Origin of the sequence: Amycolatopsis sp. VS8301801F10 (assembly GCF_046195355.1) — a bacterium.
Lineage (GTDB): Bacteria > Actinomycetota > Actinomycetes > Mycobacteriales > Pseudonocardiaceae > Amycolatopsis.
In genome coordinates this window covers 2,300,352-2,323,070 of sequence record NZ_CP176065.1, presented here as the reverse complement: position 1 = coordinate 2,323,070, position 22,719 = coordinate 2,300,352, and the positions used below count along the sequence as shown (strand labels likewise).

General features: G+C 68.3%; 24 protein-coding genes. 11 read left to right on the top strand and 13 right to left on the bottom strand.

Annotated features, from left to right (window positions below; all coding sequences use genetic code 11):
- Positions 1-18: 18 nt before the first annotated feature.
- Genes F9C11_RS11260 through F9C11_RS11250 form a run of 3 tightly spaced genes read left to right on the top strand, consistent with a single transcriptional unit; the run spans position 19 to position 2,344 of the window.
- Entirely contained in the window at positions 19-267 is a 249-nt protein-coding gene (locus F9C11_RS11260; protein ID WP_409184803.1) for a helix-turn-helix transcriptional regulator, read from the top strand.
- Entirely contained in the window at positions 267-1,169 is a 903-nt protein-coding gene (locus F9C11_RS11255) for an ABC transporter ATP-binding protein (RefSeq protein WP_409184802.1), read from the top strand. Before F9C11_RS11260 ends, F9C11_RS11255 begins: the two co-directional genes overlap by 1 nt.
- Complete coding sequence (locus tag F9C11_RS11250; RefSeq protein ID WP_409184801.1) at positions 1,166-2,344, top strand: ABC transporter permease; 1,179 nt, start codon at positions 1,166-1,168, stop codon at positions 2,342-2,344. The genes F9C11_RS11255 and F9C11_RS11250 overlap by 4 nt, the downstream gene beginning before the upstream one ends.
- A gap of 12 nt (positions 2,345-2,356) precedes the next feature.
- On the opposite strand, the gene F9C11_RS11245 is transcribed toward F9C11_RS11250, so the two are convergent.
- The 4 genes from F9C11_RS11245 to F9C11_RS11230 form a co-directional block, all read right to left on the bottom strand.
- Positions 2,357-3,715, bottom strand: a complete 1,359-nt coding sequence (locus F9C11_RS11245) for a cryptochrome/photolyase family protein (protein ID WP_409184800.1) — start codon at positions 3,713-3,715, stop codon at positions 2,357-2,359.
- A 63-nt stretch (positions 3,716-3,778) separates the two neighbouring features.
- Complete coding sequence (locus F9C11_RS11240; protein WP_051166523.1) at positions 3,779-5,095, bottom strand: citrate synthase; 1,317 nt, start codon at positions 5,093-5,095, stop codon at positions 3,779-3,781.
- 190 nt (positions 5,096-5,285) lie between these two features.
- Positions 5,286-6,227, bottom strand: a complete 942-nt coding sequence (locus F9C11_RS11235) for a carbohydrate kinase family protein (protein ID WP_409184799.1) — start codon at positions 6,225-6,227, stop codon at positions 5,286-5,288.
- A gap of 55 nt (positions 6,228-6,282) precedes the next feature.
- Positions 6,283-6,870: a TetR/AcrR family transcriptional regulator gene (locus tag F9C11_RS11230; RefSeq protein ID WP_037715779.1), complete on the bottom strand. Its 588-nt coding sequence runs from the start codon at positions 6,868-6,870 to the stop codon at positions 6,283-6,285.
- A gap of 103 nt (positions 6,871-6,973) precedes the next feature.
- Here F9C11_RS11230 and F9C11_RS11225 point away from each other — a divergent pair, with 103 nt between their 5' ends.
- Positions 6,974-8,119, top strand: coding sequence for an acyl-CoA dehydrogenase family protein (locus F9C11_RS11225; protein ID WP_409184798.1), 1,146 nt, complete (start codon positions 6,974-6,976; stop codon positions 8,117-8,119).
- On the opposite strand, the gene F9C11_RS11220 is transcribed toward F9C11_RS11225, so the two are convergent.
- From F9C11_RS11220 to F9C11_RS11205, 4 genes are all read right to left on the bottom strand, one after another.
- Positions 8,116-8,244: a hypothetical protein gene (locus tag F9C11_RS11220; RefSeq protein WP_409184797.1), complete on the bottom strand. Its 129-nt coding sequence runs from the start codon at positions 8,242-8,244 to the stop codon at positions 8,116-8,118. The genes F9C11_RS11225 and F9C11_RS11220 overlap by 4 nt on opposite strands.
- Before the next feature lie 191 nt (positions 8,245-8,435).
- Positions 8,436-9,656, bottom strand: a complete 1,221-nt coding sequence (locus tag F9C11_RS11215; protein WP_409184796.1) for an amidohydrolase — start codon at positions 9,654-9,656, stop codon at positions 8,436-8,438.
- 11 nt (positions 9,657-9,667) lie between these two features.
- Positions 9,668-10,180: a GNAT family N-acetyltransferase gene (locus F9C11_RS11210; RefSeq protein WP_409184795.1), complete on the bottom strand. Its 513-nt coding sequence runs from the start codon at positions 10,178-10,180 to the stop codon at positions 9,668-9,670.
- The gene (locus F9C11_RS11205) at positions 10,147-11,052 is read right to left on the bottom strand and encodes an aldose 1-epimerase family protein (RefSeq protein ID WP_409184794.1); all 906 of its coding nucleotides are present in this window, start codon (positions 11,050-11,052) and stop codon (positions 10,147-10,149) included. Before F9C11_RS11205 ends, F9C11_RS11210 begins: the two co-directional genes overlap by 34 nt.
- A gap of 88 nt (positions 11,053-11,140) precedes the next feature.
- Between F9C11_RS11205 and F9C11_RS11200 the strand changes: the two genes are divergently transcribed.
- From F9C11_RS11200 to F9C11_RS11185, 4 genes are read left to right on the top strand one after another with little or no spacing between them, the layout of a single operon-like run.
- Complete coding sequence (locus F9C11_RS11200) at positions 11,141-11,716, top strand: TetR/AcrR family transcriptional regulator (protein ID WP_409184793.1); 576 nt, start codon at positions 11,141-11,143, stop codon at positions 11,714-11,716.
- Positions 11,716-12,531: an MBL fold metallo-hydrolase gene (locus tag F9C11_RS11195; RefSeq protein ID WP_409184792.1), complete on the top strand. Its 816-nt coding sequence runs from the start codon at positions 11,716-11,718 to the stop codon at positions 12,529-12,531. Before F9C11_RS11200 ends, F9C11_RS11195 begins: the two co-directional genes overlap by 1 nt.
- Positions 12,528-13,376 carry an MBL fold metallo-hydrolase gene (locus F9C11_RS11190; RefSeq protein ID WP_409184791.1) on the top strand — a complete coding sequence of 283 codons (849 nt, stop codon included), beginning with the start codon at positions 12,528-12,530 and terminating at the stop codon, positions 13,374-13,376. Before F9C11_RS11195 ends, F9C11_RS11190 begins: the two co-directional genes overlap by 4 nt.
- Positions 13,377-13,384: 8 nt before the next feature.
- The gene (locus F9C11_RS11185) at positions 13,385-14,137 is read left to right on the top strand and encodes an MBL fold metallo-hydrolase (RefSeq protein ID WP_409184790.1); all 753 of its coding nucleotides are present in this window, start codon (positions 13,385-13,387) and stop codon (positions 14,135-14,137) included.
- On the opposite strand, the gene F9C11_RS11180 is transcribed toward F9C11_RS11185, so the two are convergent.
- The gene (locus F9C11_RS11180) at positions 14,124-14,849 is read right to left on the bottom strand and encodes an SDR family oxidoreductase (RefSeq protein ID WP_409184789.1); all 726 of its coding nucleotides are present in this window, start codon (positions 14,847-14,849) and stop codon (positions 14,124-14,126) included. The genes F9C11_RS11185 and F9C11_RS11180 overlap by 14 nt on opposite strands.
- An 87-nt stretch (positions 14,850-14,936) precedes the next feature.
- Here F9C11_RS11180 and F9C11_RS11175 point away from each other — a divergent pair, with 87 nt between their 5' ends.
- The gene (locus F9C11_RS11175) at positions 14,937-15,500 is read left to right on the top strand and encodes a TetR family transcriptional regulator (RefSeq protein ID WP_409184788.1); all 564 of its coding nucleotides are present in this window, start codon (positions 14,937-14,939) and stop codon (positions 15,498-15,500) included.
- Here F9C11_RS11175 and F9C11_RS11170 read toward each other — a convergent pair whose 3' ends face one another.
- Positions 15,501-16,931 carry an amino acid permease gene (locus F9C11_RS11170; protein WP_409184787.1) on the bottom strand — a complete coding sequence of 477 codons (1,431 nt, stop codon included), beginning with the start codon at positions 16,929-16,931 and terminating at the stop codon, positions 15,501-15,503.
- Between the two features lie 9 nt (positions 16,932-16,940).
- Positions 16,941-18,083, bottom strand: a complete 1,143-nt coding sequence (locus F9C11_RS11165; protein ID WP_409184786.1) for an aminotransferase class V-fold PLP-dependent enzyme — start codon at positions 18,081-18,083, stop codon at positions 16,941-16,943.
- A 256-nt stretch (positions 18,084-18,339) separates the two neighbouring features.
- Here F9C11_RS11165 and F9C11_RS11160 point away from each other — a divergent pair, with 256 nt between their 5' ends.
- Both F9C11_RS11160 and F9C11_RS11155 read left to right on the top strand, forming a co-directional pair.
- Positions 18,340-19,137 (top strand): cyclase family protein, encoded by a 798-nt coding sequence (locus F9C11_RS11160; protein WP_409184785.1) that lies wholly within the window; start codon positions 18,340-18,342, stop codon positions 19,135-19,137.
- The gene (locus F9C11_RS11155; RefSeq protein WP_409184784.1) at positions 19,134-20,762 is read left to right on the top strand and encodes a thiamine pyrophosphate-binding protein; all 1,629 of its coding nucleotides are present in this window, start codon (positions 19,134-19,136) and stop codon (positions 20,760-20,762) included. Before F9C11_RS11160 ends, F9C11_RS11155 begins: the two co-directional genes overlap by 4 nt.
- Here F9C11_RS11155 and F9C11_RS11150 read toward each other — a convergent pair.
- Positions 20,722-22,095, bottom strand: coding sequence for an APC family permease (locus F9C11_RS11150; protein WP_409184783.1), 1,374 nt, complete (start codon positions 22,093-22,095; stop codon positions 20,722-20,724). The genes F9C11_RS11155 and F9C11_RS11150 overlap by 41 nt on opposite strands.
- Positions 22,096-22,141: 46 nt before the next feature.
- Positions 22,142-22,702, bottom strand: coding sequence for a hypothetical protein (locus F9C11_RS11145; protein ID WP_409184782.1), 561 nt, complete (start codon positions 22,700-22,702; stop codon positions 22,142-22,144).
- Between the last annotated feature and the right edge of the window lie 17 nt (positions 22,703-22,719).

Here is a 22,719-nt window from a genome sequence, read left to right as displayed (position 1 = left end):
TTTGCAACAGTGCGGTCCATGAGCCCGGTGCGGCGTGGCAAGGAACTGCCGATCCACAACCGGCTGCCGGTGCTGCGCGCGGAGCGCGGGATGAGCCGGGCGGAACTCGCCGAGGCGGTCGAGGTCAATCCGCAGACGATCGGGGCGCTGGAGCGCGGGGATCATTACCCGAGTCTCGACCTGGCGTTGCGCATTTCCGCGGTGTTCGGACTGCCGGTGGAGGCCGTGTTCAGCCGCACGCCATTCGACGGGGAGGGGGACGCGTGATGCTGGAGGTCGACCGGATCAGCAAACGGTTCGGGACGAAAACCGCGCTCGACAGCGTGAGTTTCACCGCGGTGCCCGGCGAGCTGTTCGGGTTCGTCGGCAGCAACGGAGCGGGCAAGACCACCACGATGCGGATCGCGCTCGGCGTGCTGGCCGCCGACTCCGGCGAGGTGCGGTTCGCCGGGCAACCGGTCACGCACGACACCCGCGCGCGATTCGGGTATATGCCCGAGGAACGCGGTTTGTACCCGAAAATGAAGGTCCTCGACCAGCTCGTCTATCTCGCCGAATTGCACGGTCTCAGCACCAACGACGCGCACCGCGCCGCCGAGCTGTGGATCGCCCGGCTCGGGCTCGGGTCGCACCGCAAGGACCACATTCAGAAACTCAGCGTCGGCAATCAGCAACGCGTGCAGCTCGCCGCCGCACTCGTGGCCGACCCGGCGCTGCTGGTGCTGGACGAACCGTTCTCCGGCCTCGACCCGCTCGCGGTGGACTTGCTCAGCGGCGTGCTGCGCGAGAAGGCGGCGACGGGCGTGCCGGTGGTGTTTTCCAGCCATCAGCTCGACCTCGTGGAGCGGCTGTGCGACCGGGTCGGCATCATCCGCGACGGCCGGATGGTCGCGGTCGGCACGGTGGACGAGCTGACCCGCGACGCCGGACGCCGGCTGGTCATCACCGCGCCCAGTGCGAATCCTGGCTGGGCGGCAACGGTTCCCGGCGCTCGCGTGCTAGAAAGCCGCGGCACCACGACCGTACTGGAGCTGTCGCCGAGCGCCGACGACCAGGCAGTGCTCGCCGCCGCACTGGCCACCGGCCCGGTGACCGAATTCAGTCATCGCCGCCGCACGCTGGCCGACCTGTTCCGTGATTCCGTCGCCACCCCGGGAGCACCTCGATGAGCCGGATCCGCCCTGCCCGCGCGGTGCGGCTGGTGGCCAAGCGGGAGATCAACGCCCGGCTGCGCACCCGGTCCTTTGTGGTCAGCACCGCGGTGATGCTGTTGCTGCTGCTCGGTTACGTCACCCTGCAGGTATTCCTCGCCAGTGACCGGGAAACCACTCGCGTTGCCCTAGCCGGGCAAGCCCAGGGCCTCGCCACGCAGCTGGAGAACAACGCCCGGAACCTCAAGATCGTCCTCGTACAGTCCGAATCGGACGGATTGACCCAGGTCCGCGACGACGAGGTCGACGCACTCGTCTCCGGCAGCGCTTCCCGGCCGCGAGTGGTCGTCAAGTCCACTTTGGACCCTCAGCTGCGGACGACCCTGGACGGCATCGCGCAGCAACAGGTCCTCGACGCTCAGTTGTACTCCGCGAACCTCGACCCCGCCGCCGTGCACCAAGCTGTCTCGGCCACCCATGCCGACGTCCAGGCGCTCGAACCGGCGGATCCGCAAGCCGGGCCGAAACTCGTGACCGGGATCGTGGTCGCGATTTTGCTGTACGTCAGCATCATGACCTATGGGATGTTCGTCGCGCAGGGCGTGGTCGAGGAGAAATCCAGCCGCGTGGTGGAGATCCTGCTCGCGACCGTGCGGCCGGTGCATTTGCTGCTGGGCAAGGTCATCGGCCTCGGCCTGGTCGGGCTGACCCAGCTCGCGATCCTCGCCTTCGCGGGTTTGGTGGCCGGTGGCGTGTCCGGGGTGTTCTCGATCTCCGGCGTCGCGCTGGGGACGCTAGGCTGGGGTCTCGTCTGGTACCTGCTGGGTTTCCTCCTCTACGCGATGCTCTACGGGGCGGCTGGGGCGCTCGTGTCGCGGCAGGAGGACACGCAGACGGTGGTCGGGCCGGTGAATATCGCGCTGGTCATCGGGTTCGTCGCGGGGATCAACCTGCTGACCCAAGCGCCCCAAGGGACAGCGACGCGGGTGGTGTCGCTGATTCCGCTGCTGTCGCCGGTCCTGATGCCTGCCCGGATCGCGCTCGGTACGGTCGAACCGTGGGAAATCGTGCTGTCGCTGGTGCTGACGGTCGCGCTGATCGCTGTGGTCACCTGGGCCGGTGCGCGGGTGTACCGGAATGGAGTACTGCGGGTCGGCAGCCGGGTGCGGTTGGCGGACGCGTTGCGCCGTTAGGGGCAAACCAGACTAAGAGCCCGTAATCGCCCCGTACCGCTGCAGCGCGATCTGCCGCTCTTCGGCATGGTCCACGATCGGCTCCGGATAATCCTCCGGACGCTCCTTCAGCACGTGCACCGCTTTCCCTTCCACGCCACGCAATTCCGGCACATACCGGCGCACGTAATCGCCGTGCGGGTCGAATTTCTGGCCCTGCGTGGTCGGGTTGAAGATCCGGAAGTACGGAGCAGCGTCCGTTCCGGAGCCGGCGACCCATTGCCAGTTGAGCTGATTCGACGCCAGATCACCGTCGACCAGGTGCTTCATGAAGTGCCGTGCACCCCACCACCACGGCAGATGCAGGTCCTTCACCAGGAAGCTCGCCACGATCATCCGGACCCGGTTGTGCATCCAGCCCTCGGCCAGCAGCTGCCGCATTCCGGCGTCGACGATCGGGTAGCCCGTCCGCCCCTCGCACCACCGGGCGAACATCTCCCGCGCGGTTTTCCCGGTGTCGTAGCGCATTCCGTCGAAACGACGATCGTAGTTCCGCCGCGCGGTTTCCGGCCGGTGCCACAGAACGTCAGCGTGAAATTCCCGCCAGCACAGCTCGGAGCGCAGCGCCGACGCGCCCTCGGACCGGTTCCCGGCCAGGTCGGCCAGCATCGTCCGCGGATGGATCGCGCCCCACCGCAGGTAGGGCGAAAGCCTTGTGGTGCCAGCGTGATCCGGACGATCGCGTTCGGTCGCGTAGTCCGCGAGCCCGGCGGAAAGAAACTCCTGCCACGCGGCCAGCGCGGCGTCCTCCCCCGCTGGCGGCAGCTCGCACTCCACCTCCGGAGATTCCGGCAACGGTTCCGACGAAGAAGGCTTGATCCAGTCCACAATAGACACATTGGTGTCCGCCGGGCGAGGCCAGCCATGCTGCGCCCAAGCCCGATAGAACGGGGTGAACACCCGATACGGCGTCCCGTCCGGCTTCGTGACCCGCCCCGGCGACACAGCATACGGAGAACCCGTCGGAACCCACTGAATGCGATGCTCTGCCAACGCGGAAGTCACCGCTTCGTCGCGCTCGCGCCCATATGGTGCGGTATCCGCGGACACATGCACTGCCGCCGCCCGGATTTCCCGTGCCGCGGCGACGACCTCGCGCACCGGATCGCCGTGGCGCACCATCAATCGGCCGGACAACGCTTTATCCAGTTCCCGCAAGGAATTGAGCAGAAACGCGATCCGCGGCGAACCGGCAGGCTGGAGCAATCGGTCGTCCAGCACGTACAGCGCCAGAATGCGCTTGCTGTGCTTGGCCGCCTCGAACAGGGCGGCGTGGTCCCGCAATCGCAGATCCCGGCGAAACCACAGCACGACCGGCGCTTCCATCGTCATGCCGCCCAACGATAAACGCCCCGCCGCGCGAAAGCACGGCGGGGCGTTTCCCTCAGCGGAAGCTCAGCGCTCCGACATCGGGGTGTAGTCCCGGGACGCGTGACCGGTGTAGATCTGGCGCGGGCGGCCGATCTTGGTCTGCGGGTCGTTGATCATCTCGCGCCAGTGCGCGATCCAGCCGGGCAGCCGGCCGAGCGCGAACAGCACGGTGAAGAACTTCGTCGGGAACCCGAGCGCGCGGTAGATGAGACCGGTGTAGAAGTCCACGTTCGGGTACAGCTTGCGCTCGACGAAGTAGTCGTCGGAAAGGGCGGTTTCCTCGAGCTTCTTGGCGATGTCGAGCAGCTGGTCGCCGCCCTTGAGCTTGCCGAGGATCTCGTCCGCGGTGTTCTTGATGATCTTCGCGCGCGGGTCGTAGTTCTTGTAGACCCGGTGCCCGAAGCCCATGAGCTTGACACCTTTTTCCTTGTTCTTCACGCGGTTGACGAACGTCGCGACATCGCCGCCGTCGTCGCGGATGCCCTCGAGCATCTCCAGCACCGCCGCGTTCGCGCCGCCGTGCAGCGGGCCGAACAGCGCGTTGATGCCCGCCGAGATGCTGGCGAACAGGTTCGCCTCGGACGAGCCGACGAGCCGCACGGTCGAGGTGGAGCAGTTCTGCTCGTGGTCGGCGTGCAGGATGAACAGCAGGTCGAGCGCCTTCGCGATGTCCGGGTCGACCTCGTACGGCTCGGCCGGGAAGCCGAACGTCATCCGCAGGAAGTTCTCCACCAGGCCCAGCGAGTTGTCCGGGTACAGCAGCGGCTGGCCGACGGACTTCTTGTACGCGTACGCCGCGAGCGTGGGCACCTTCGCCAGCAGGCGGATGGTGGACAGCTCGACGTTGGGCTCGTCGAACGGGTTCAGCGAGTCCTGGTAGAAGGTCGACAGCGCGGAGACGGCGCTGGAGAGCACCGGCATCGGGTGCGCGTCGCGCGGGAAGCCGGAGAAGAACGCCTTGAGGTCCTCGTGCAGCAGGGTGTGCCGCTGGATCCGCTCGGTGAAGTCGGCCAGCTGGGCCTCGGTCGGCAGCTCGCCGTAGATGAGCAGGTAGGACACCTCGATGAAGGTGGACTTCTCCGCCAGCTGCTCGATCGGGTAGCCGCGGTAGCGCAGGATGCCCGCATCACCGTCGATGTAGGTGATGGCCGACGACGCGGCGCCGGTGTTGACGAACCCGGGGTCGTAGGTGATGTACCCCGTCTGCGCCAGCAGCTTTCCCAGCTCGATCCCCGGCGCGCCCTCGACCGGGTTGACGACCTTGAACTCGTGCTCGCCACTCGGCAGGCGCAGCGTCGCGGTTTCGCCGCCGGACTGCCCCGCATTCGTCGCGTCGGACATGCAGGTCCCTCTCACGTTGGGCACGGGGCGGCGGCGCCTGCAGGTTCCGCAGTAGCCACGTGTTCACGCGAGGAAACACGCGCCTCGCTGCACACCGCCCCGCTGGGTATGAATTCACCACTACGCTAGTCGAAGGGTGGGTCAGTCCGCACTCGCTGCGTTGCCCCAAAAGGCCCCATTGGGACCAGATTCACACGGTGGCCGCCATGTCCGCCGCGGTCGGCGGCTCCGCTCCGCTGCGGGAGACCGTGATCGACGCCGCTTTCGCCGCATAAGCAAGCGCTTCGGTCCACGCGCCCGCGTCGAGTGCGGCCAGGTCGCGCACGGTGCGCTGGTGCAGCCAGGCCAGCAACGCGCCCTGCACGGTGTCGCCGGCGCCGATCGTGTCCGCGACCTCGACCTCGCGGGACGGAACGTGGGCCAGCTCACCAGCCGAGGTGATCACAGACAAGCCGTCCGCGCCCCGGGTGAGCACGACGGCGTCCACACCGGACTCCACCCACGTTTTCGCGGCGGCCACCGGGTCGGCTCCTTCGGCGAGCCACGCGGCGTCGTCGTCGGAGATTTTCAGCAGCCGCACGTCGGGCAGCCAGGAGGCGAAGCGCGCGCGATAGGCCGCCGGGTCGGCGATGAGCGCCTCCCGGATGTTCGGGTCGAGCACGGTCAGGGTCCCCCGCGCGGATTCGCGGCGCAGAATCCGTTCGTACGCGCTCGCGCCGGGTTCGAGCACCATGCCGAGCGTTCCGAGCGACAGCGCGGTGGTTTCTTCCGGCAGCGCACCAGGATCGGACACCAGCCGATCGGCGGTTCCCTCGACGTAGAACGTGTATTCGGCGGCACCGCGTTCGTCGAGCGCCACGACGGCGAGCGTCGTCGGCTCGTTGCCGCGCTGCAGCAACGAAGTGTCGACGTTCGAGGCGGAAAGGCGATCCACCAACGCGACGCCGAACCGGTCAGTGGAAATCCGGGACAGGAACGACGCGGGAACGCCGAGCCGGGCCGCGGCGAGCGCGACGTTGTATGGACCACCGCCGAGCCGGGGCAGCAGCGCGCGCACCCCACCGTCCACAGTGGAATCCAACGGTTCACCCGGAACGAGGTCGACCAGCGCCTCTCCACCCACCACGATCACAAGCGGCGAGTGTAGAGGAACCGGCGCTGACAATTCCTGTCCCGATGCGGACAAATCAGTTCTTGTCGAGTCCGCCGAGCAGAAGTTCTCCGAGCGCGGTGAACGCTTCCGCGTCGGACACGTCGGTGCGGCGGCCGAGCACGCCGGTCTGAATGCCCTCGATGATCAGTCCGGTCATTTCGGCGACGAGCCGCGCGTGCACGTCGCGGAACACTCCGTCGGCGACGCCCTTGTCGATGAACGCGCGGATCCGGCGCGCGGCGGCGCGGCTGTTGAGCTGATAGGTGTCGCGGGCGGGCGCGAAGGCGGCGATGTCGGCCATGAACTCCGGCGACGCCCGGTTCAGGTGCTCGGAGACCCCGGAGAGGTACTCGCCGATCAGCTCGCGCGCGTCGTCGATGCCCGCGATCCGCTTTTCCAGGCGTTCGGCGGCGTCGCGGAAGAAATGCGCGACGACCTTGACCGCGAGCTGCTCCTTGCTCGGCGCGAGCGCGTAGAGCGTCGACTTCGAGCAGCGGAGGCGGGCGGCCAGGTCGTCGAGCGTGAAGCCGGCGAAGCCCTCCGCCAGGAACAACGCCTCGAGGTCGCGCAGCAGCGCCTGCTGCCTCGCGGTGGGCCGGCGACGGGCTTCAGGGGTGGACATCACGTCACTATCTCCTACCGATCAGGGACAGTCCCGCTCCGCATACGGTACTCTCAATCATCCGTCAGTACTGTTTTCAGTACCGCCGTCTGGGAGGAAAGCCATGCCGGTCGACCGTCTGCTGCCGACGCCGGAGTCCGAAGACCTGCTCGCGCTCGTCACGGAAATCGCCCGTGACGAGCTGAAACCGCGTGCTTCGGCGGACGAGGAGGCCGAGAAGTTCCCGCGCGACCTGTTCACCCTGATGGGCAAGTCCGGCCTGCTCGGGCTGCCGTACCCGGAGCGCTGGGGTGGCGCTGAGCAGCCGTACGAGGTCTACCTGCAGGCGCTGGAGGAGATCGCCGCCGCGTGGATGAGCGTCGGCGTCGGGCTGTCGGTGCACACGATGTCCTGCTACGCGCTCGCGCACTACGGCACGGAAGAACAGCAGGACCGCTGGCTGCCGGACATGCTGGGCGGCTCGCTGCTCGGCGCGTACGCCCTGTCGGAAACGCACGCCGGCTCGGACGCGGCGGCGCTGTCCACCCGCGCCCGGCTTACCGGGGACGAGTACGTCGTCAATGGCACGAAAGCGTGGATCACCCACGCCGGCGTCGCGGACTTCTACACGACCATGGTCCGCACGAGCGACGACGGCGGCCGCGGCATCTCGTGCCTGCATGTCGACTCGTCGACTCCGGGCCTGTCGGCGGCTCCGCGCGAACGGAAGATGGGCCTCACCGGGTCGCCGACCGCGCAGATGCTGTTCGAGGACGCCCGCGTCCCGGCCGACCGCCTCATCGGCGGCGAGGGTTCCGGGTTGAAGATCGCGCTGTCGTCGCTCAGCTCCGGCCGGCTCGGGATCGCCGCGTGCGCGGTGGGCCTGGCGCAGGCGGCGCTGGACGAGGCCGTGGAGTACGCGAAGGGCCGCACGCAGTTCGGCCGCCCGATCGCGGACTTCCAGGGCTTGGAGTTCCTGCTGGCGGACATGGCGGCGACGGTCGAATCGGCCCGCGCGACCTACCTGGACGCCGCCCGCCGTCGCGACCGCGGACTGGACTTCCAGCGGCAGTCGTCGATCGCGAAACTGGTGGCGACGGACGGCGCGATGAAGGTGACGACGGACGCCGTCCAGGTCCTCGGCGGCGCCGGGTACACGCGGGACTTCCCGGTGGAGCGGTACATGCGGGAGGCGAAGGTGCCGCAGATCTTCGAGGGGACGAACCAGATTCAGCGGATGGTGATCGCGCGTTCCCTGAAGAGCGCCTAGTCTTTTCCGTCGTCGTAAGCCGCGCGGGCGGCGTGGATGCGGTCCGCGTCGGCTTTCGACCAGTCGGCGAGCGCGCCGGACAGCACTCCGACGTTTCGGCCGAGGCCGGTGAGCGCGTACTCCACGCGCACCGTGCGGCAGGTCTGCGTTGACGGAAAGTGTCGTACCCCTCGCTTACCGTGAGCGGCATGGACACCAGGACATTTCCGCGGCAGCTGCTCTCGATCAAGGAATGCCCCCGGCCCAGGGCACAACCGGGCGACCGAACGCCACGCTGCTGGGTTGAGGCGGCCGAGCAGGCCGCCTCAACCCAGCCTCAGCGAGATTCCCGGTACCGCCGGTCCGCCGAAACACCCTCGCCGGTCGACTCGTCGAAGTGGTAGACCTCCTGGCCCCGCACGAACACCCGCATCGCGCGGTTCATGACGTCCAGCGGGTCGCCCGACCACAGCACCACGTCCGCGTCCAAGCCGGGCGTCAGGGTGCCGATCCGGTCGTCCAGGCCGAGCATCTGCGCCGGGTGCAGGGTCAGTGCCTTCAGCGCCGTCTCCGGGTCCAGGCCGTCCTTCACCGCCAACGCCGCCTGGTACACCAGGAAGTTGATCGGGATGACCGGGTGGTCCGTGGTGATCGCGATCTTCACCCCGGCCCGCGCGAGGATGCCCGCCGAGCGCAGGGTTCGGTTGCGCAGTTCCACCTTGGACTTCGTGGTGAACAGCGGGCCCAGGATCACCGGGATGTCGCGTTCGGCCAGCAGGTCCGCGATCAGGTGGCCTTCGGTGCCGTGGTTGATCACCAGTTTGTAGCCGAATTCGTCGGCGAGCCGGATCGCGGTCACCATGTCGTCGGCGCGGTGCACGTGCTGGTCCCAGTACAGCTCGCCGTCCAGGACCTTCGCCAGCGTTTCGTTGGTCAAGTCCGTTTCGAACGGTTTGCCCTCGGACCGCGCGTGCTCCCGCTTCGCCTGGTAGTTGCGCGCCTTCGTGAACGCCTCGCGCAGGATCGCGGCCACGCCGAGCCGCGTCGACGGGGTGACCTTCTTTTCGCCGTAGACGCGTTTCGGGTTCTCGCCCAGCGCGCTCTTCACGCTCACCTGCTCGGCGAACGTCATGTCCAGAATGGACCGGCCCCACGTCTTCACGCCGATGGTCTGCCCGCCGATCGGGTTGCCCGACCCCGGTTTGATCACCACGCTCGTCACGCCGCCGGCCAGCGCGTCGTCGAACCCCGGTTCGTACGGGTCGATCCCGTCGACCGCGCGGAAGCGCGCGCCGTTCGGGTCGGTCATCTCGTTGGTGTCGTTGCCCGCCCAGCCTTCGCCGTCCTCGTGCACGCCGAGGTGCGCGTGCGCGTCGATGAATCCCGGCAGGACCCAGCTGCCGGACGCGTCCACCAGTTCCGCGTCCTCCGGGACCTCGACGTCGGCCTCAGTCCCGACTCGCGAGATCCGGCCGTCTTCGATGAGCACAGTGCCGCCCTCGATCGGAGCGGCGCCGACGGGGACGACATAACCACCGACAATCGCCTTGTAAGCCATAGTTTGACACGCTAACGAACTCGCCCCGGTTCGCGCATCCGGGGTTTTTCCAGATGCACCAACTGATAGTCCGCTTCCGGCGAGCGGTGCGTTTCGCGGTAACCGAGCTTTCCGTACAAATAGAGCGGCCCGGCCGAACGCTCACCGGTGAACAGCCGGAACACCGTCACCTCCGCCGGGGTCGCCTCCTCCGCGGCGGTCAGCAGCGCGGTACCGAGTCCCTCGCCCTGGCGATCCGGTGCCACCACGAGCCGGCCGATCTCGCCGACCTGACCGTCCACTCGCATCCGCACGCTCGCCACCAGCCGGCCGCCGTCGCGGAAGCCCCAGACCGTGGTCGACGGGTCGGCGATGGCCGCGCGCACGTCGTCGAGGGTGTCCAGCAACGGCGGCAGGTCGAAGTTCTGGTGCGCCCGCGCCTCGGTGACATAGGCGGCCTGCTGCAAGGTCAGCAGTTCGCCCGCGTCGGCGTCGGTCAGCGGTTCGAGGTTCACCGGACCCGGATTCCCCAGCTGCCCGTCCACGACGTGGCCGGTTCCAGTTCGATCAGGTCGGTGCGCGTGTTGAGCGCGTCCGCCGGGCAGGTCATCGGCTCGATCGCCACCGCGCGGCCGCGGCCGACCAGGTCGTCCGGCGTGAACACCTGCACCCAGCGGAAGTCCGGACCGGTCCAGACCACCAGCTGCCGGTCGCCGTGGGACAGCACGTAGTGGTGGGTGCCGTCGGCCGCCAGTTCCAGCCGGCCGAACGCGGTGTCCAGGTTGACGCCTTCGAGCAGCTTGCCCTGCCGGAAGTCGTATTCGGTGCCCTCGACGTCCTGCTCGTCCGCGTACGGCATCTGCTGGTCGCCCTCGTACGGCCGGACGCGCGTGGCGGGCAGCGTGAGGGTCAGCTCGTCGGTGGGCGCGTCGCCGATCCGGAAGTACGGATGGGTCCCGACGCCGACGCCGATCGGCTTCTCCCCCTCGTTGCGGATCTCGTGCGTCACGACCAGCTCGCGCGGCTGCAGGTCGTACGTGATGGTCGCGCGCAGCGGGACCGGCCAGCCGGGCTGGACCTCGACGTCGACGGCGAGCGTGATCGACGTTTCGGCGTGTTCCAGCAGCTCCCACTCAAGGTGCCGGGTCAGGCCGTGGATGGCGTTGCCGCGCGCCTCCTCGGTGATCTCCAGCTGCTGCTCCACGCCTTCGAACTCCCACTTGCCGCCCTTGGTCCGGTTCGGCCACGGCAGCAGCACCTGGCCGAGCCCCTTCGGCGGCTTCTCGTCCTCGGCGAACGTCTCGACATACGGCACTCCGCTGATCTCGAACGCGCGCAGCCCGGCACCGATCTCGGTGATGACGGCGCGCGCGTTGCCGCGGGTGATCTCGAACTGCTCTCCGGTGGGGTTCGCCATGGCGCTGAGGTTACCGATCGTCCGCGCCGCGCGGGCAGGCCGCGAAACTAAATAGACCGGTCGTCATAGTTTGAGCTACGGTGGGCACATGGTCAACCGCACCGACACGCGCCGCCGGATGCTCGAATCGGCGGCGGAGCTGTTTCGCACCCAGGGCTACCACGCCACCGGGATGACCCAACTCGTGTCCGAAAGCCGGGCCCCGAAGGGATCGCTGTATTTCCATTTCCCTGGCGGCAAGGAACAGCTGGCCGCCGAAGCGGTGCAGCTTTCCGGCGAGCGGCTGGCCGGGCAGTTCCGCGAAATCACCGCTGGCGCATCGGATCCGGCCACCGCCATCGATCTCATCGTGACCGCGCTGGCCGCCTCACTGTCCGAATCGGACTATCGCTGTGGCTGTCCGATCGCGACTGTCGCGTTGGAAGCCGCGGACAGCGAGCCCATCCGCGAAGCGTGCGACCAGGGTTACGAAGGCTGGCTCCGCGAAATTTCCGGTTACTTCGCCAAATGCGGCCTCGCCGAGGATCGCGCCGCTTCGCTGGCGACCGTCGTGCTGTCCGCGGTCGAAGGCGCGCTGCTGCTCGCCCGTACTCGGCGGGATACCGCGCCGCTGCGAGCCGTCGCCGCTCATCTGCACACCACCGTCGAACGGGAGTTCGCCTAATGCGCGTACACCACTTCAACTGCGGCACCATGCGTCCGATCGGCGGCAGGCTGATCGACGGAAAGCCCGGACTGCTGCGCCGCGCCACCCTCGTGTGCCACTGCATGCTGGTCGAGACCGGCACCGGATTGACGTTGGTCGAGACCGGAATGGGGTCGCCCACCGTCACCGACGCCGAGCGCTGGCTCGGTTCGCGCTTTCTGCGGGCCTCGAACCCGATGCGGGACGAAAACGAAACCGCGCTGAGCCGCATACGCGCGCTGGGCTTCGACCCGGCCGACGTGCGCGACATCGTCCTCACTCATCTCGACCTCGACCACGCCGGCGGGCTCGTCGACTTCCCGCAGGCCCGGGTGCACGTCTACGGCAAGGAACTCGACGCCTACCGCGCCGGAAACCCGCGCTACCGCGACGTCCAGTTCCGGCACGGTCCACAGTGGAAGTCCTATTCGGACGCTGGCGACCGTTGGTTCGGCCTCGAAGCGGTCCGCGAGCTGGACGGCGTCGAGGGCGTCGCGCTCGTGCCGCTCGCCGGGCACACCGCCGGACACGCCGGGGTGGCCGTCGACACCGGGTCCGGCTGGGTGCTCAACGCGGGCGACGCGTATTTCTTCCACCAGGAGATCGACGCCGAGCCCTATTGCCCGCCCGGATTGGCTATGTTCGAACGGCGGGTCCAGACGCTGCCCGGGCCGCGGCGCGAGAACCAGCGCCGGTTGCGCGAGCTGCGCCGGGACCACGCCGACGAGGTGACCGTGTTCGCCTCGCACGACCTGACCGATTTCGTCCGGCTCAGCGAGAGGAGCACGGTATGAAGGTGCACCACCTCAACTGCGGCACGATGCGCCCGCTCGGCGGCAAAGCGCTCGACGGCCGTCCCGGGATGCTGCGGCGCAGCACGATCGTGGCGCACTGCCTGCTCGTGGAGACCGCCGATTCGCTCGTGCTGGTCGACACCGGATTCGGCACCCGCGGCGTCACCGACTCGCGGCGCTGGCTCGGCGGTCCGTTCATGGCGATGGTCGGCGCGAAGCCGACCATGGAAGAAACCGCCGTGGCGCAGATCCGCGCGCTGGGCCACAATCCCGCCGACGTGCGGCACATCGTGATGACCCACCTCGACGTCGACCACGCCGGCGGACTCGCCGATTTCCCCGACGCCACCGTGCACGTCCGCGCTACCGAGCGACGGGCGGCGGACAATCCGAAGAGCTTCCCGGAGAAAACGCGGTACCGCGCCGAGCAATTCGCGCACAGTCCACTGTGGAGCACGTACGACGAGGCAGGGGACAAGTGGTTCGGCTTCGACGCGGTGCGGCCGTTGCGCGGTCTCCCGCCGGAGATCCTGCTCGTCCCGCTGCCCGGCCACACGCACGGGCACTCCGGCGTCGCGGTCGACACCGGCGACGGCTGGCTCCTGCACGCCGGCGACGCGTATTTCTTCCACGGCGAAGTCGCCCCGGTGCATCCGCATTGCCCGCCCGGCATGCGCGCGTTCGAGGCGATGAACCAGATGGACGGGGCCACCCGCCGCGCCAACCTCGCCCGACTGCAGGCCCTCGCCCGCGAACACCAGGACGAGGTGTCGGTGTTCAGCGCGCACAGCCCGGTCGAATTCCAGGCGCTGCGCCGGAATACCGCACAGCCGTCCGCGAGTTGACTACCCGCATGACGCGCATCCGGTACGTCGGCGGCCCGACCGCCCTCCTCGAGTACGGCGGGACCCGCCTGCTCACCGACCCCACCTTCGACGACCCCGGCGATTACCCGATCGGCACCCGCAAGCTGGCGAAAACCGCCGGACCCGCGGTCACCGCCGCCGAGATCGGCGCGGTGGACGCGGTGCTGCTGTCGCACGACCACCACCCGGACAACCTGGACGCGGCGGGGCGGAAGTACGCCCTCGACGCCCCGCTGGTCCTGTCCACCGCCTCGGCGAGGGAGCGGATCGGCGACCCCGTTCGCGCGCTGGCCAACTGGGAGTCCTACGACCTCGGCGGCGTCCGCGTCACCGGCGTGCCCGCGCAGCACGGGCCGGACGGCAGCGAGCATCTCGTCGGCGAGGTCACCGGTTTCGTGCTGGAAAGCGAGGGCCAGCCGACCGTTTACGTCAGCGGCGATAACGCTTCGCTCGACGTGGTGCGGCAGATCGCGGACCGTTTCGAGCGGATCGACATCGCCGTCCTGTTCGCGGGCGGGGCGCAGACTCCGCTGGTCGGCGACGCGTACCTCACGCTGCCCAGCGACGGCGCGGCCGAGGCGGCCCGGATCCTCGACGCGCGCCAGGTCGTCCCGCTGCACTTCGAGCAGTGGGCGCATTTCACCCAGGGCCCGGACACGCTGGGCCCAGCGTTCGAGCAGGCCGGGCTGGCCGACCGGCTGCACCTGCTCAAGCCCGGCGAACAGGTCAGCTTCCGGTAAGCACGAACCCGCCGTCGACGGTGATTACCGCGCCGGTGACGAAACTGTTCTCCATCAAGTACACATTCGTCGCCGCCACCTGATCCGCCTCGCCGACCGACTTGGTCAGCGTGCGCGCGGTGAACGCGGCGACCATCGCGTCCAGTTGCGGTTGCGGCAGGCTGTCCCACATCGGCGTGTGGACCGGCCCCGGGCGGACCGTGTTGACCCGCACCGGGGCCAGGTCGACGGCCAGGCCGCGCGCCAGTCCCTCGACCGCGCCGACGGCACCGGCCGCGAGCGCCGCGCCGGGCGTCGGGCGGAGGCCGATGATTCCGGACGTCAGCACGATCGAACCGCACGGCCGGATCCGCGGCGCGGCATGCTTCACCGCGCTGACGACACCCCAGTAACGGACGTAGAACCCGCCCTGCGCGTCGTCGAGCGACAGGTCAGCGAGCGGCTGCTGCTGGGGTGCGTCGCCTGCGGTGTACACGAGGTGGTCCAGCGCGCCGACGTGCTCGAACAGCGCCGCCACGTTCGCTTCGTCGCGTACGTCGGTGACGAATCCTTCGCAGTTATCCGGCAATTCGGCGAGTGCCGCGTCCAGTCGTTCCTTGCCGCTCGCCGCGATCGTGACGGACGCGCCTGCCGCCGCGGCGGCCCGAGCGGTCGCCAATCCCATTCCCGAACTGCCGCCGATGACGACAACCCGCTGGTCAAGCAAAGACATGAGGGGTCCTTCCGGAAGGTGATGACTCAGTGAGACATCAACAGTAGCAGTGATGTCCCACTGAGTCATCACTGTTAGGATCACCGCATGCCGCGCTGGGACCCCGAAGCCAAGGAGCGGCTCCGCGCGGCCGCGCTGGAGCTGTTCGCCGAACACGGCTACGAGAACGCCACGGTCACGCAGATCACCGAACGGGCCGGGCTGACCCGGCGCACGTTCTCGCGTTACTTCGCGGACAAGCGCGACGTGCTGTTCGCCGGGTCGGAGCGACTCCCGGACGCGATGGCCGACGCGGTCCGGCGCGCCGACCCCGCGCTTCCGCCGTTCCCCGCGCTGCTGGCCGCGCTCGTCGACGCTGGCGAGTTGTTCGCGGGCTTGGTTTCGCATGCCGCGCAACGCCGCGCGATCATCGCGTCCAGCCCCGAACTGCAGGAACGCGAGCGCACGAAACTGGCGGCCGTCACCGCGGCCGTGGTCGAAGCGTTGCAGGAACGCGGCGCGACCGAATCGAGCGCGAAAATGCTCGCCCAGGTCGGCATCGCGATCTTTCAGACCGCGTTCGAGCGCTGGAGCGAACAACCCGCGGGCCCGGAGTTCTCCGCACAGGTGCGGGAGGCGGCAGCCGAACTCGCCGCCCACCTGACCCGGTGATCAAGCCTTTTCGCGGACCAGCGTCGAATCTTCCAGTTCCGTTTCCGCGCCCCGGTTCGCGCGGCCGGTCATCCGCAGCACTAGATAGGCCACCACGAGCAGGACGAAGAACGGGATCCCGAACTTCCAGGCAGGGTCGAGCCCTTCGATCCAGAACGTCGAAATCAGTACCGCGGCAAGGAAAACGATCACCACGACGTTCACGACTGGCGCACCCCACAGCCGCACCGGCGACGGCGGCAGTCCGGCTCGGCGACGGCGAATCCGGAACGCCAGGTGCGTCACCAGAATGATCATCCACACCACGAGCGCGGCGAAGATCGAAATGCCGAACAGCACGAGGTACGCGCCGGAATCGGAATTCTTGGACAGGATGGTCGCGATCACCAGGCCCGCGGTGGACAGCACGAGCGCGTTGCGCGGTACTCCGGACCGGGTCAGCCGTCCGGCCCAGGCCGGGGCGAATCGATGCTCGGCAAGGGAATGCAGCATCCGCGTAGTGAGGTAGAGGTTGGTGTTCGCACTCGACAACGCGGCGGTCAGGACCACGAAGTTCATGATCGTCGCCGCCGCGGGGACTCCGGCGGCCTGGAAAACGCGGACAAACGGGCTGGCGGTGATCGAGCCGCCTTCGCCGGTGACCGTCCACGGCACTACCAGCACCACGACGAGCATTGCCGCGACGTAGAAGATCGCCAGCCGCACCACCATAGCCCGGGCCGCGCGCGGAATGTCGCGGGTCGGGTTTTCGGATTCGGCCGCGGTCACCGAAACCACCTCGGTGCCGATGTAGCTGAACAACACGAACACCATGGCCAGCAACAGTCCAGACACGCCGTTCGGCAGGAATCCGCCGCCCGCGCTCAAATTCGCGAAGCCGGGAGCGGGCGCCTTCGGCAAGCCGAAGAAGACGAGAATCAGGCCGAGCGCGACGAACACCAGGATCGCGCACACCTTGATCATCGCGAACCAGTATTCGAACTCGCCGAAAATGTGCACCGCCGCGCCGTTGACGACGATCACCAGCAGCGAGAACACCGCGACCGGCACCCACAACGGGATCTGCGGCCACCAGAACTGGACGTACACGCCGGCCGCGATCGTTTCGCCGCCGATCGCGATCACTTGCATGGCCCAGTACGCCCAGCGCACCACGAATCCGCTGCCCGCGCCGAGATACTTGTGCGCGATGCTGCCGAACGCGCCCGCGGCCGGGTGTACGACCACCATTTCCGCCAGTGCCCAGGAAATCACCAGCGCGACGAGTCCACAAAGGACGTAGGCGAGCACGACGGCCGGTCCGGCGTGCGAGATCGCCAGGCTCGAGCCGAGGAACAGACCGGTGCCGATGGCCCCGCCGATTCCGATCATCGTCAACTGCCTGCCGCGCAGCCTCCGCCGCAACCGGTTCGGGGACGGGGACTCGGCCATGTCTGCTCCCTACTGGCTCGCCCGGTACTCGGCGATCGCCGCGACGACGGCGTCGAGATCGGACTCGACGTTGTAGTAGTGCAAGGACATCCGCAGCACGTCGCCGCGGGCACTGCACACGATCCGCCGCCCGGCGAGAAACGCCGCCAGCGCGTCGGGATCCCGGTCGGCCAGCGCGACGAGCGGACCGCGCCGCGCGTCGTCCAGCGGAGACCGGAGCTTTTCCCCCGCCTCGAGCAACCGCTGCTGCAGCTGCCCGGTCAACCCGCCGAGGTGGTCCCGCACCCGGTGCGCGTCCACCTGATGCACCAGTTTCAGCCCGGCGACCGCGCCGTATGCGGACGGAATCGACGGCGTCCCGGTCTCGAAGCGGCGGGCGTGCTCGGGATAGTCGAGATGCCTCGGGTCGAATTCGAACGGGTTCGTGCGGCCGAACCACCCGGTCAGCGTCGGGGAAACCGCATCGCGCAAACCCGGGCGCACATAGAGGAACGCGATCCCGGAGATGCCGAGCAGGTATTTCAAACTGCCGCTGACGAGGTAGTCGCAGCCGAGTTCGGTCACGTCAACGGGCTCGACGCCGAGACCCTGGTAAGCGTCGACAAAGCTTCGGGCCCCGTTTTCCCGGGCCAGCGCGGCGACTTCGCGCACCGGGAACCGCAATCCATTGGCGTAGCTGACCAACGGGACGGAGACCAGTCGTGTCTGCTCGGTGATGAGCGCGGCGTAATCCTCGGCATCGACCAGCCCGTCGTGGTTCGCGACGAATCGGACGTCCGCGCCGCGACCCTGCTGCGCCAGCCAAACATGACCCAGCGACGGGAATTCGAGGTCGGTCGTGACAATTCCCGGCCGTTCGGACCACTCCTGCGTGGACGCGACCTGATACGCCCCTTCGGACGCGGACGGCACCACGGCGATGTCGTCCGCATTCGCACCGATCAGCCGAGCGAACAACGCCCGCGCCTCGGCGACCTTCGCCATCCACTTGTCCCACGGCGCCCCGTGTTCGCGGATCGTGTGCTGGAACTCGAAAAGCCCCGCGGTCAGCGCGTCCGAGAGCGCTCCCTGGCTGCAGCTCGCGAGGTGCACCGAGTCGGCGAAGGCGGGGAAATGCGCCCGGAAAGCGGCTGGGCTGGGCTGGTCGGTCACGACACTCCGTTCCTTGGCTGGCGGGCGAGACCGGTCCGTTCGCCACCGTAACGGCGCGAGCACCATGCGTCGATGCTCCGACCGGCGGCTGTGCTTCTCCGGAACCCCCGGCCGAGGATCCGTGTTCACCCTGACTGATCTCTGGCGGCTATTCCGTCAGTACTGCTGAAACCGGTACTGTAGATAGGGCCTTCCGCGCTGTCAACGACCGTCAAGGATCCGCAATAGCGCGCCCCGCGACCGAGAGGACGCACCGATGAGCACCCCCGCCGAAACCGGGGTCGACCAGCTCCTGACCCAGCTGGCGCAGGGCCGGCTGCAGGTCGTCGACCTCACCAACAAGCTCAGCGCCGCCACTCCGACCCTCCAGCTGCCCGAGCCGTTCGCGAACCTGATCGACTTCAGCCTCGAACCGGTCAGCGAATTCGACGATTCCGGACCGCTGTGGCGGCACAACAACATCCACACCGGCGAGCACATCGGCACCCACCTCGACGCGCCGCGGCACTGGATCTCCAACCGCGACGGCGCGGACGTTTCGGAGCTGCCGGTCGGCAGGCTGATCGGTCCCGCGCACGTCCTCGACATCTCCGCGCGCGTCGCCGGCAATCCGGACTTCCTGCTGGAGATCGCCGACATCCAGGCTTGGGAAGCCGAGCACGGGCCGCTGCGCGCGGGCGGCTGGCTGCTCGTGCACTCCGGCTGGGATCGTTACGCGCAGGACCGCGACGCGTTCCTCAATTTCTCCGACGGCACCAGCCACACTCCCGGCATCTCCGCCGCCGCGGCGAAATGGCTCGCCGAGGAAACACCGATCGCCGGCTACGGCGTGGAAACCGTCGGCATCGACGCCGGGAACGGCTTCGCGCTCGACCCGCCGATGCCCGCGCATCACCATTTGCTCGGCGCGGACAAATACGGCATTACTTCCTTGCAGAACCTCGGTTCGCTGCCGCCGACCGGCGCGCTCGTCGTGGTCTGCCCGCTGCCGATCGTCGGCGGCACCGGCAGTCCGGCGCGGGTGCTCGCGGTGACGCCGGGAGTCCAGTCGTGAATGTCGCCCAAGCCGTCGGGATCGCGTTGGCGCGCTTCGGCGTCCGCAAAGCGTTCGGCGTGGTGGGGAGCGGGAACTTCCACTTCACCAACGGGTTGATTCAGGGCGGGGCGGAGTTCGTCGCGGCCCGGCACGAGGGCGGCGCGACCACGATGGCCGACGCCTACGCGCGGTGCAGCGGCGAGGTCGCGGCGGTGTCGGTGCATCAAGGGTGCGGGCTGGGCAACGCGACCACCGGGATCGGCGAGGCGGCGAAAAGCCGGACCCCGCTGGTCGTCGTGACCGGCGAGGCGACTGATCCGCTGTCCAACTTCCACATCGATCAGGACGCGCTGGCCCGGTCCGTGGGAGCGAGCAGCGTGCTGGTGCGGTCAGCGAAAACCGCGCTGGCCGACGCAAGGCGGGCGTTCACGCAAGCCCGGCGCGATCGGCGGACTGTCCTTTTGCGACTCCCACTGGAGGTGCAGGCCGAGCCGTTCGAGGAAAGCCTTCTCGACGGGCTGACCGCCATTGCGCCACTGCCGCAACCGCGTGCCGCGGAAGCGGACGTGAAGGCGCTCGCTGCGCTCCTGCAACGCGCCGAGCGACCGGTATTCCTTTGTGGACGCGGTTCTCGGGACGCCCGCACGGAATTGGTCGCGCTGGCGGATCGCTGCGGGGCGCTGCTCGCCGAGGGCGCGGTCGCGAAAGGACTGTTCGCGGGCGAGCCGTGGGGGATCGGGGTGTCCGGCGGGTTTTCGTCTCCGCTGACGACCGAGTTGATCCAGGGCGCGGACGTCGTCGTCGGCTGGGGTTCCGCGCTCAACGACTGGACCACCGCGCATGGCCGGCTGCTTTCGCCGGGAATCACCCTGGTGCAGGTCGACCTGGAATCCGCCGCGCTGGGCCGCAACCGGCCGGTCGATCTCGGCATCGTCGGCGATGTCGCCGGTACTGCCGCGGCAGTCGCGGAACTGCTCGACGTCCACAGTGGATACCGCAGCGACGGGCTCAAAGACCGGATTTCCCGGGAAATCCGCTGGCGCGACAACGACTACGAAGACCGCGGAACCGCCGAGACCATCGACCCGCGCACGTTGTCCGCCGCGCTGGACGAACTCCTCCCCGCCAACCGGGTCGTCGGCGTCGATTCCGGGAACTTCATGGGCTACCCCACGATGTACCTCGACGTCCCGGACGAGAACGGTTTCTGCTTCACCCAGGCGTTCCAGTCGATCGGACTCGGACTGGCCACCGCGATCGGCGCGGCGCTCGCCCAGCCGGGCCGCTTCCCGGTCGCGGCGTGCGGGGACGGCGGATTCCTGATGAGCATCGCCGAATTGGAAACCGTCGTCCGGTTGAAGCTGCCGATGCTGATCGTCGTCTACAACGACCACGCCTACGGTGCCGAGGTCTACTTCTTCGAACCCGGTGGACATCCAGCCGACACGGTGACCTTCCCGGACACTGACCTCGCCGCCATCGCGCGCGGCTACGGCTGCGACGCGGTCACCGTCCGCGCCAAGGAAGACCTCGACGAGGTGGCGACGCGGGTCGCCGCCGGGCTCGACCGTCCGCTGGTGGTCGACGCGAAGACCGCCGGGTTCAGCGCTTGGTGGCTCCAGGCCGCGATGACGCACCACTGAGCGCCCGCTTCACCAGGAGGTTGACCACCCACAACACGAGGCCGACGGCGAGCAGGATGCCAGCCACCTGGTAATCCTGCGCCGGGCGGCCGGACAGCGGGCTGACCAGGTACAGGCAGAACACCGCGGCCAGCACCGGCACCGCGGTCGGCGCGCGGAAATGCTTGTGCGCCACCTTGTCCTTGCGCAGCACCAAAAGCGCGATGTTGACGATGGCGAACACCACGAGCAGCAGCAACGCGGTCGTCCCGCCGAGCGCACTGATGTCCACAAAGGACACGAGACCGATGGCGATCACGCTGGTGAAAATGATCGACACCCACGGCGTCCGGCGAGTCGGATGCACCCGCCCGAAGACCGGCGGCAGCACGCGTTCGTTCGCGAGGCCGTACAGCAACCGGCTGGCCATCAGCATGTTGATCAGCGCGGAGTTGATCACCGCGAACAGCCCGATGGCGGAGAAGATCTCCCGGGGGAAGCCCGGCGCGCCGACGTCGAGCACCTTCAGCAGCGCGTCGCTCTTCGCGCCGGCCAGCTCGGCGGCCGGAACCAGCAGCGACGACGTCACAGAGACGAGCACGTAAATCGTCGCGGCGATCACCATGCCCCACAGCATCGCGCGCGGGAAAATCCGTACCGGGTCATGGCATTCCTCGGCCATGTTCACCGAGTCCTCGAAGCCCACCATGGCGAAGAACGCCAGCGACGTCGCCGAGGAGATGGCGACCAGCCACGTCTTGTCCGCGGTGTCGATCTCGACCAGCCGCGCCGGTTCGCCGTCCCCGTTCAGCACCGCCCACACGCCGACGCCGATGATGATCAGCAAGCCGGACAGCTCAATGCAGGTGAGGACCACGTTGGCCTTCACCGATTCGCCGATGCCGCGGAAGTTGATCAGAGCCAGCAGCACGACGAACGCGATGCCCACCAGCACCGTCGGCAGCTTCACGAACGCCGCGAGATAAGTCGCGCCGAACGCCACCGCCGCCGACGACGCCGACGTGATCCCGGAGCACATCACCGCGAACGCGACCATGAAGGTCAGGAACGGCACCCCGAACGCCTTGTTCGTGTACAGCGCCGCGCCGGCCGCGCGCGGATACTTGCCGACCAGTTCGAGATAGCTGAACGCGGTCATGAAGGCGACCACGAACGCCAGCAGGAACGGCAGCCACAACGCGCCGCCGACGCGTCCGGCTACCTGCCCGGTCAGCGCGTACACGCCGGTGCCGATGATGTCGCCGACCACGAAGAACAGCAGCAGCTTCGGGCCCATGACCCGCAGCAGTGCCGGTTCGGCGGCCTTGACTGTGCCCTCGCTCACGTCCGTCATGGGCGATTAGTGTGCCTTGTCCGGACGCGTACGGAAAGTCGCCTGGTCAGGCCTTCGCGACCGCCGTGTGCACGAGCGGGGTCATCATTTCCTTGGTCATCTTGACCGGTCCGGTGTAGTTGACCAGCACCGGAACGCCGTTGGACACCTTGGCCGCGGCGAGCGTAGCGGTCTTCTGCTCGTCGGTGTAGAAAACCGCGCCGTCCGGGAAGCCCGGCACGTCGACCGCGCCCGGCTTGGCCTTCTTGATCGCGGCGATCATGTCGGCGGGCTTGGCCTTGCGGCCCTCGTAACGGGTCACCGCGAGCGCGCCCGCGGTCTTGCCTTCGACGACGTATTCGCAGCTCGTGGCCTTGCCGCCGTTGGTCGGGTTGTCGTGGGCGGGCCCGGCCTTGGAGGTGATGTTCGGGATCTTGATCGCCTTGCTGACGTCGTCGGACGGCAGCAGGGAGCAGGTGTCGGCGGTCTTGGCGGCCGGCGCTGACGAGGAGGCCGGGGCCTTGCTCGCGGGCGGCGGAGTCGGTGCGGCGGCTTTCTGCTCGCCGGAAGAGCAAGCGGTAAGGACAGCGGCGGCGGAGATCAGCAGAGCGATCGAATATGCACGCATATCGGACATGCTATTCC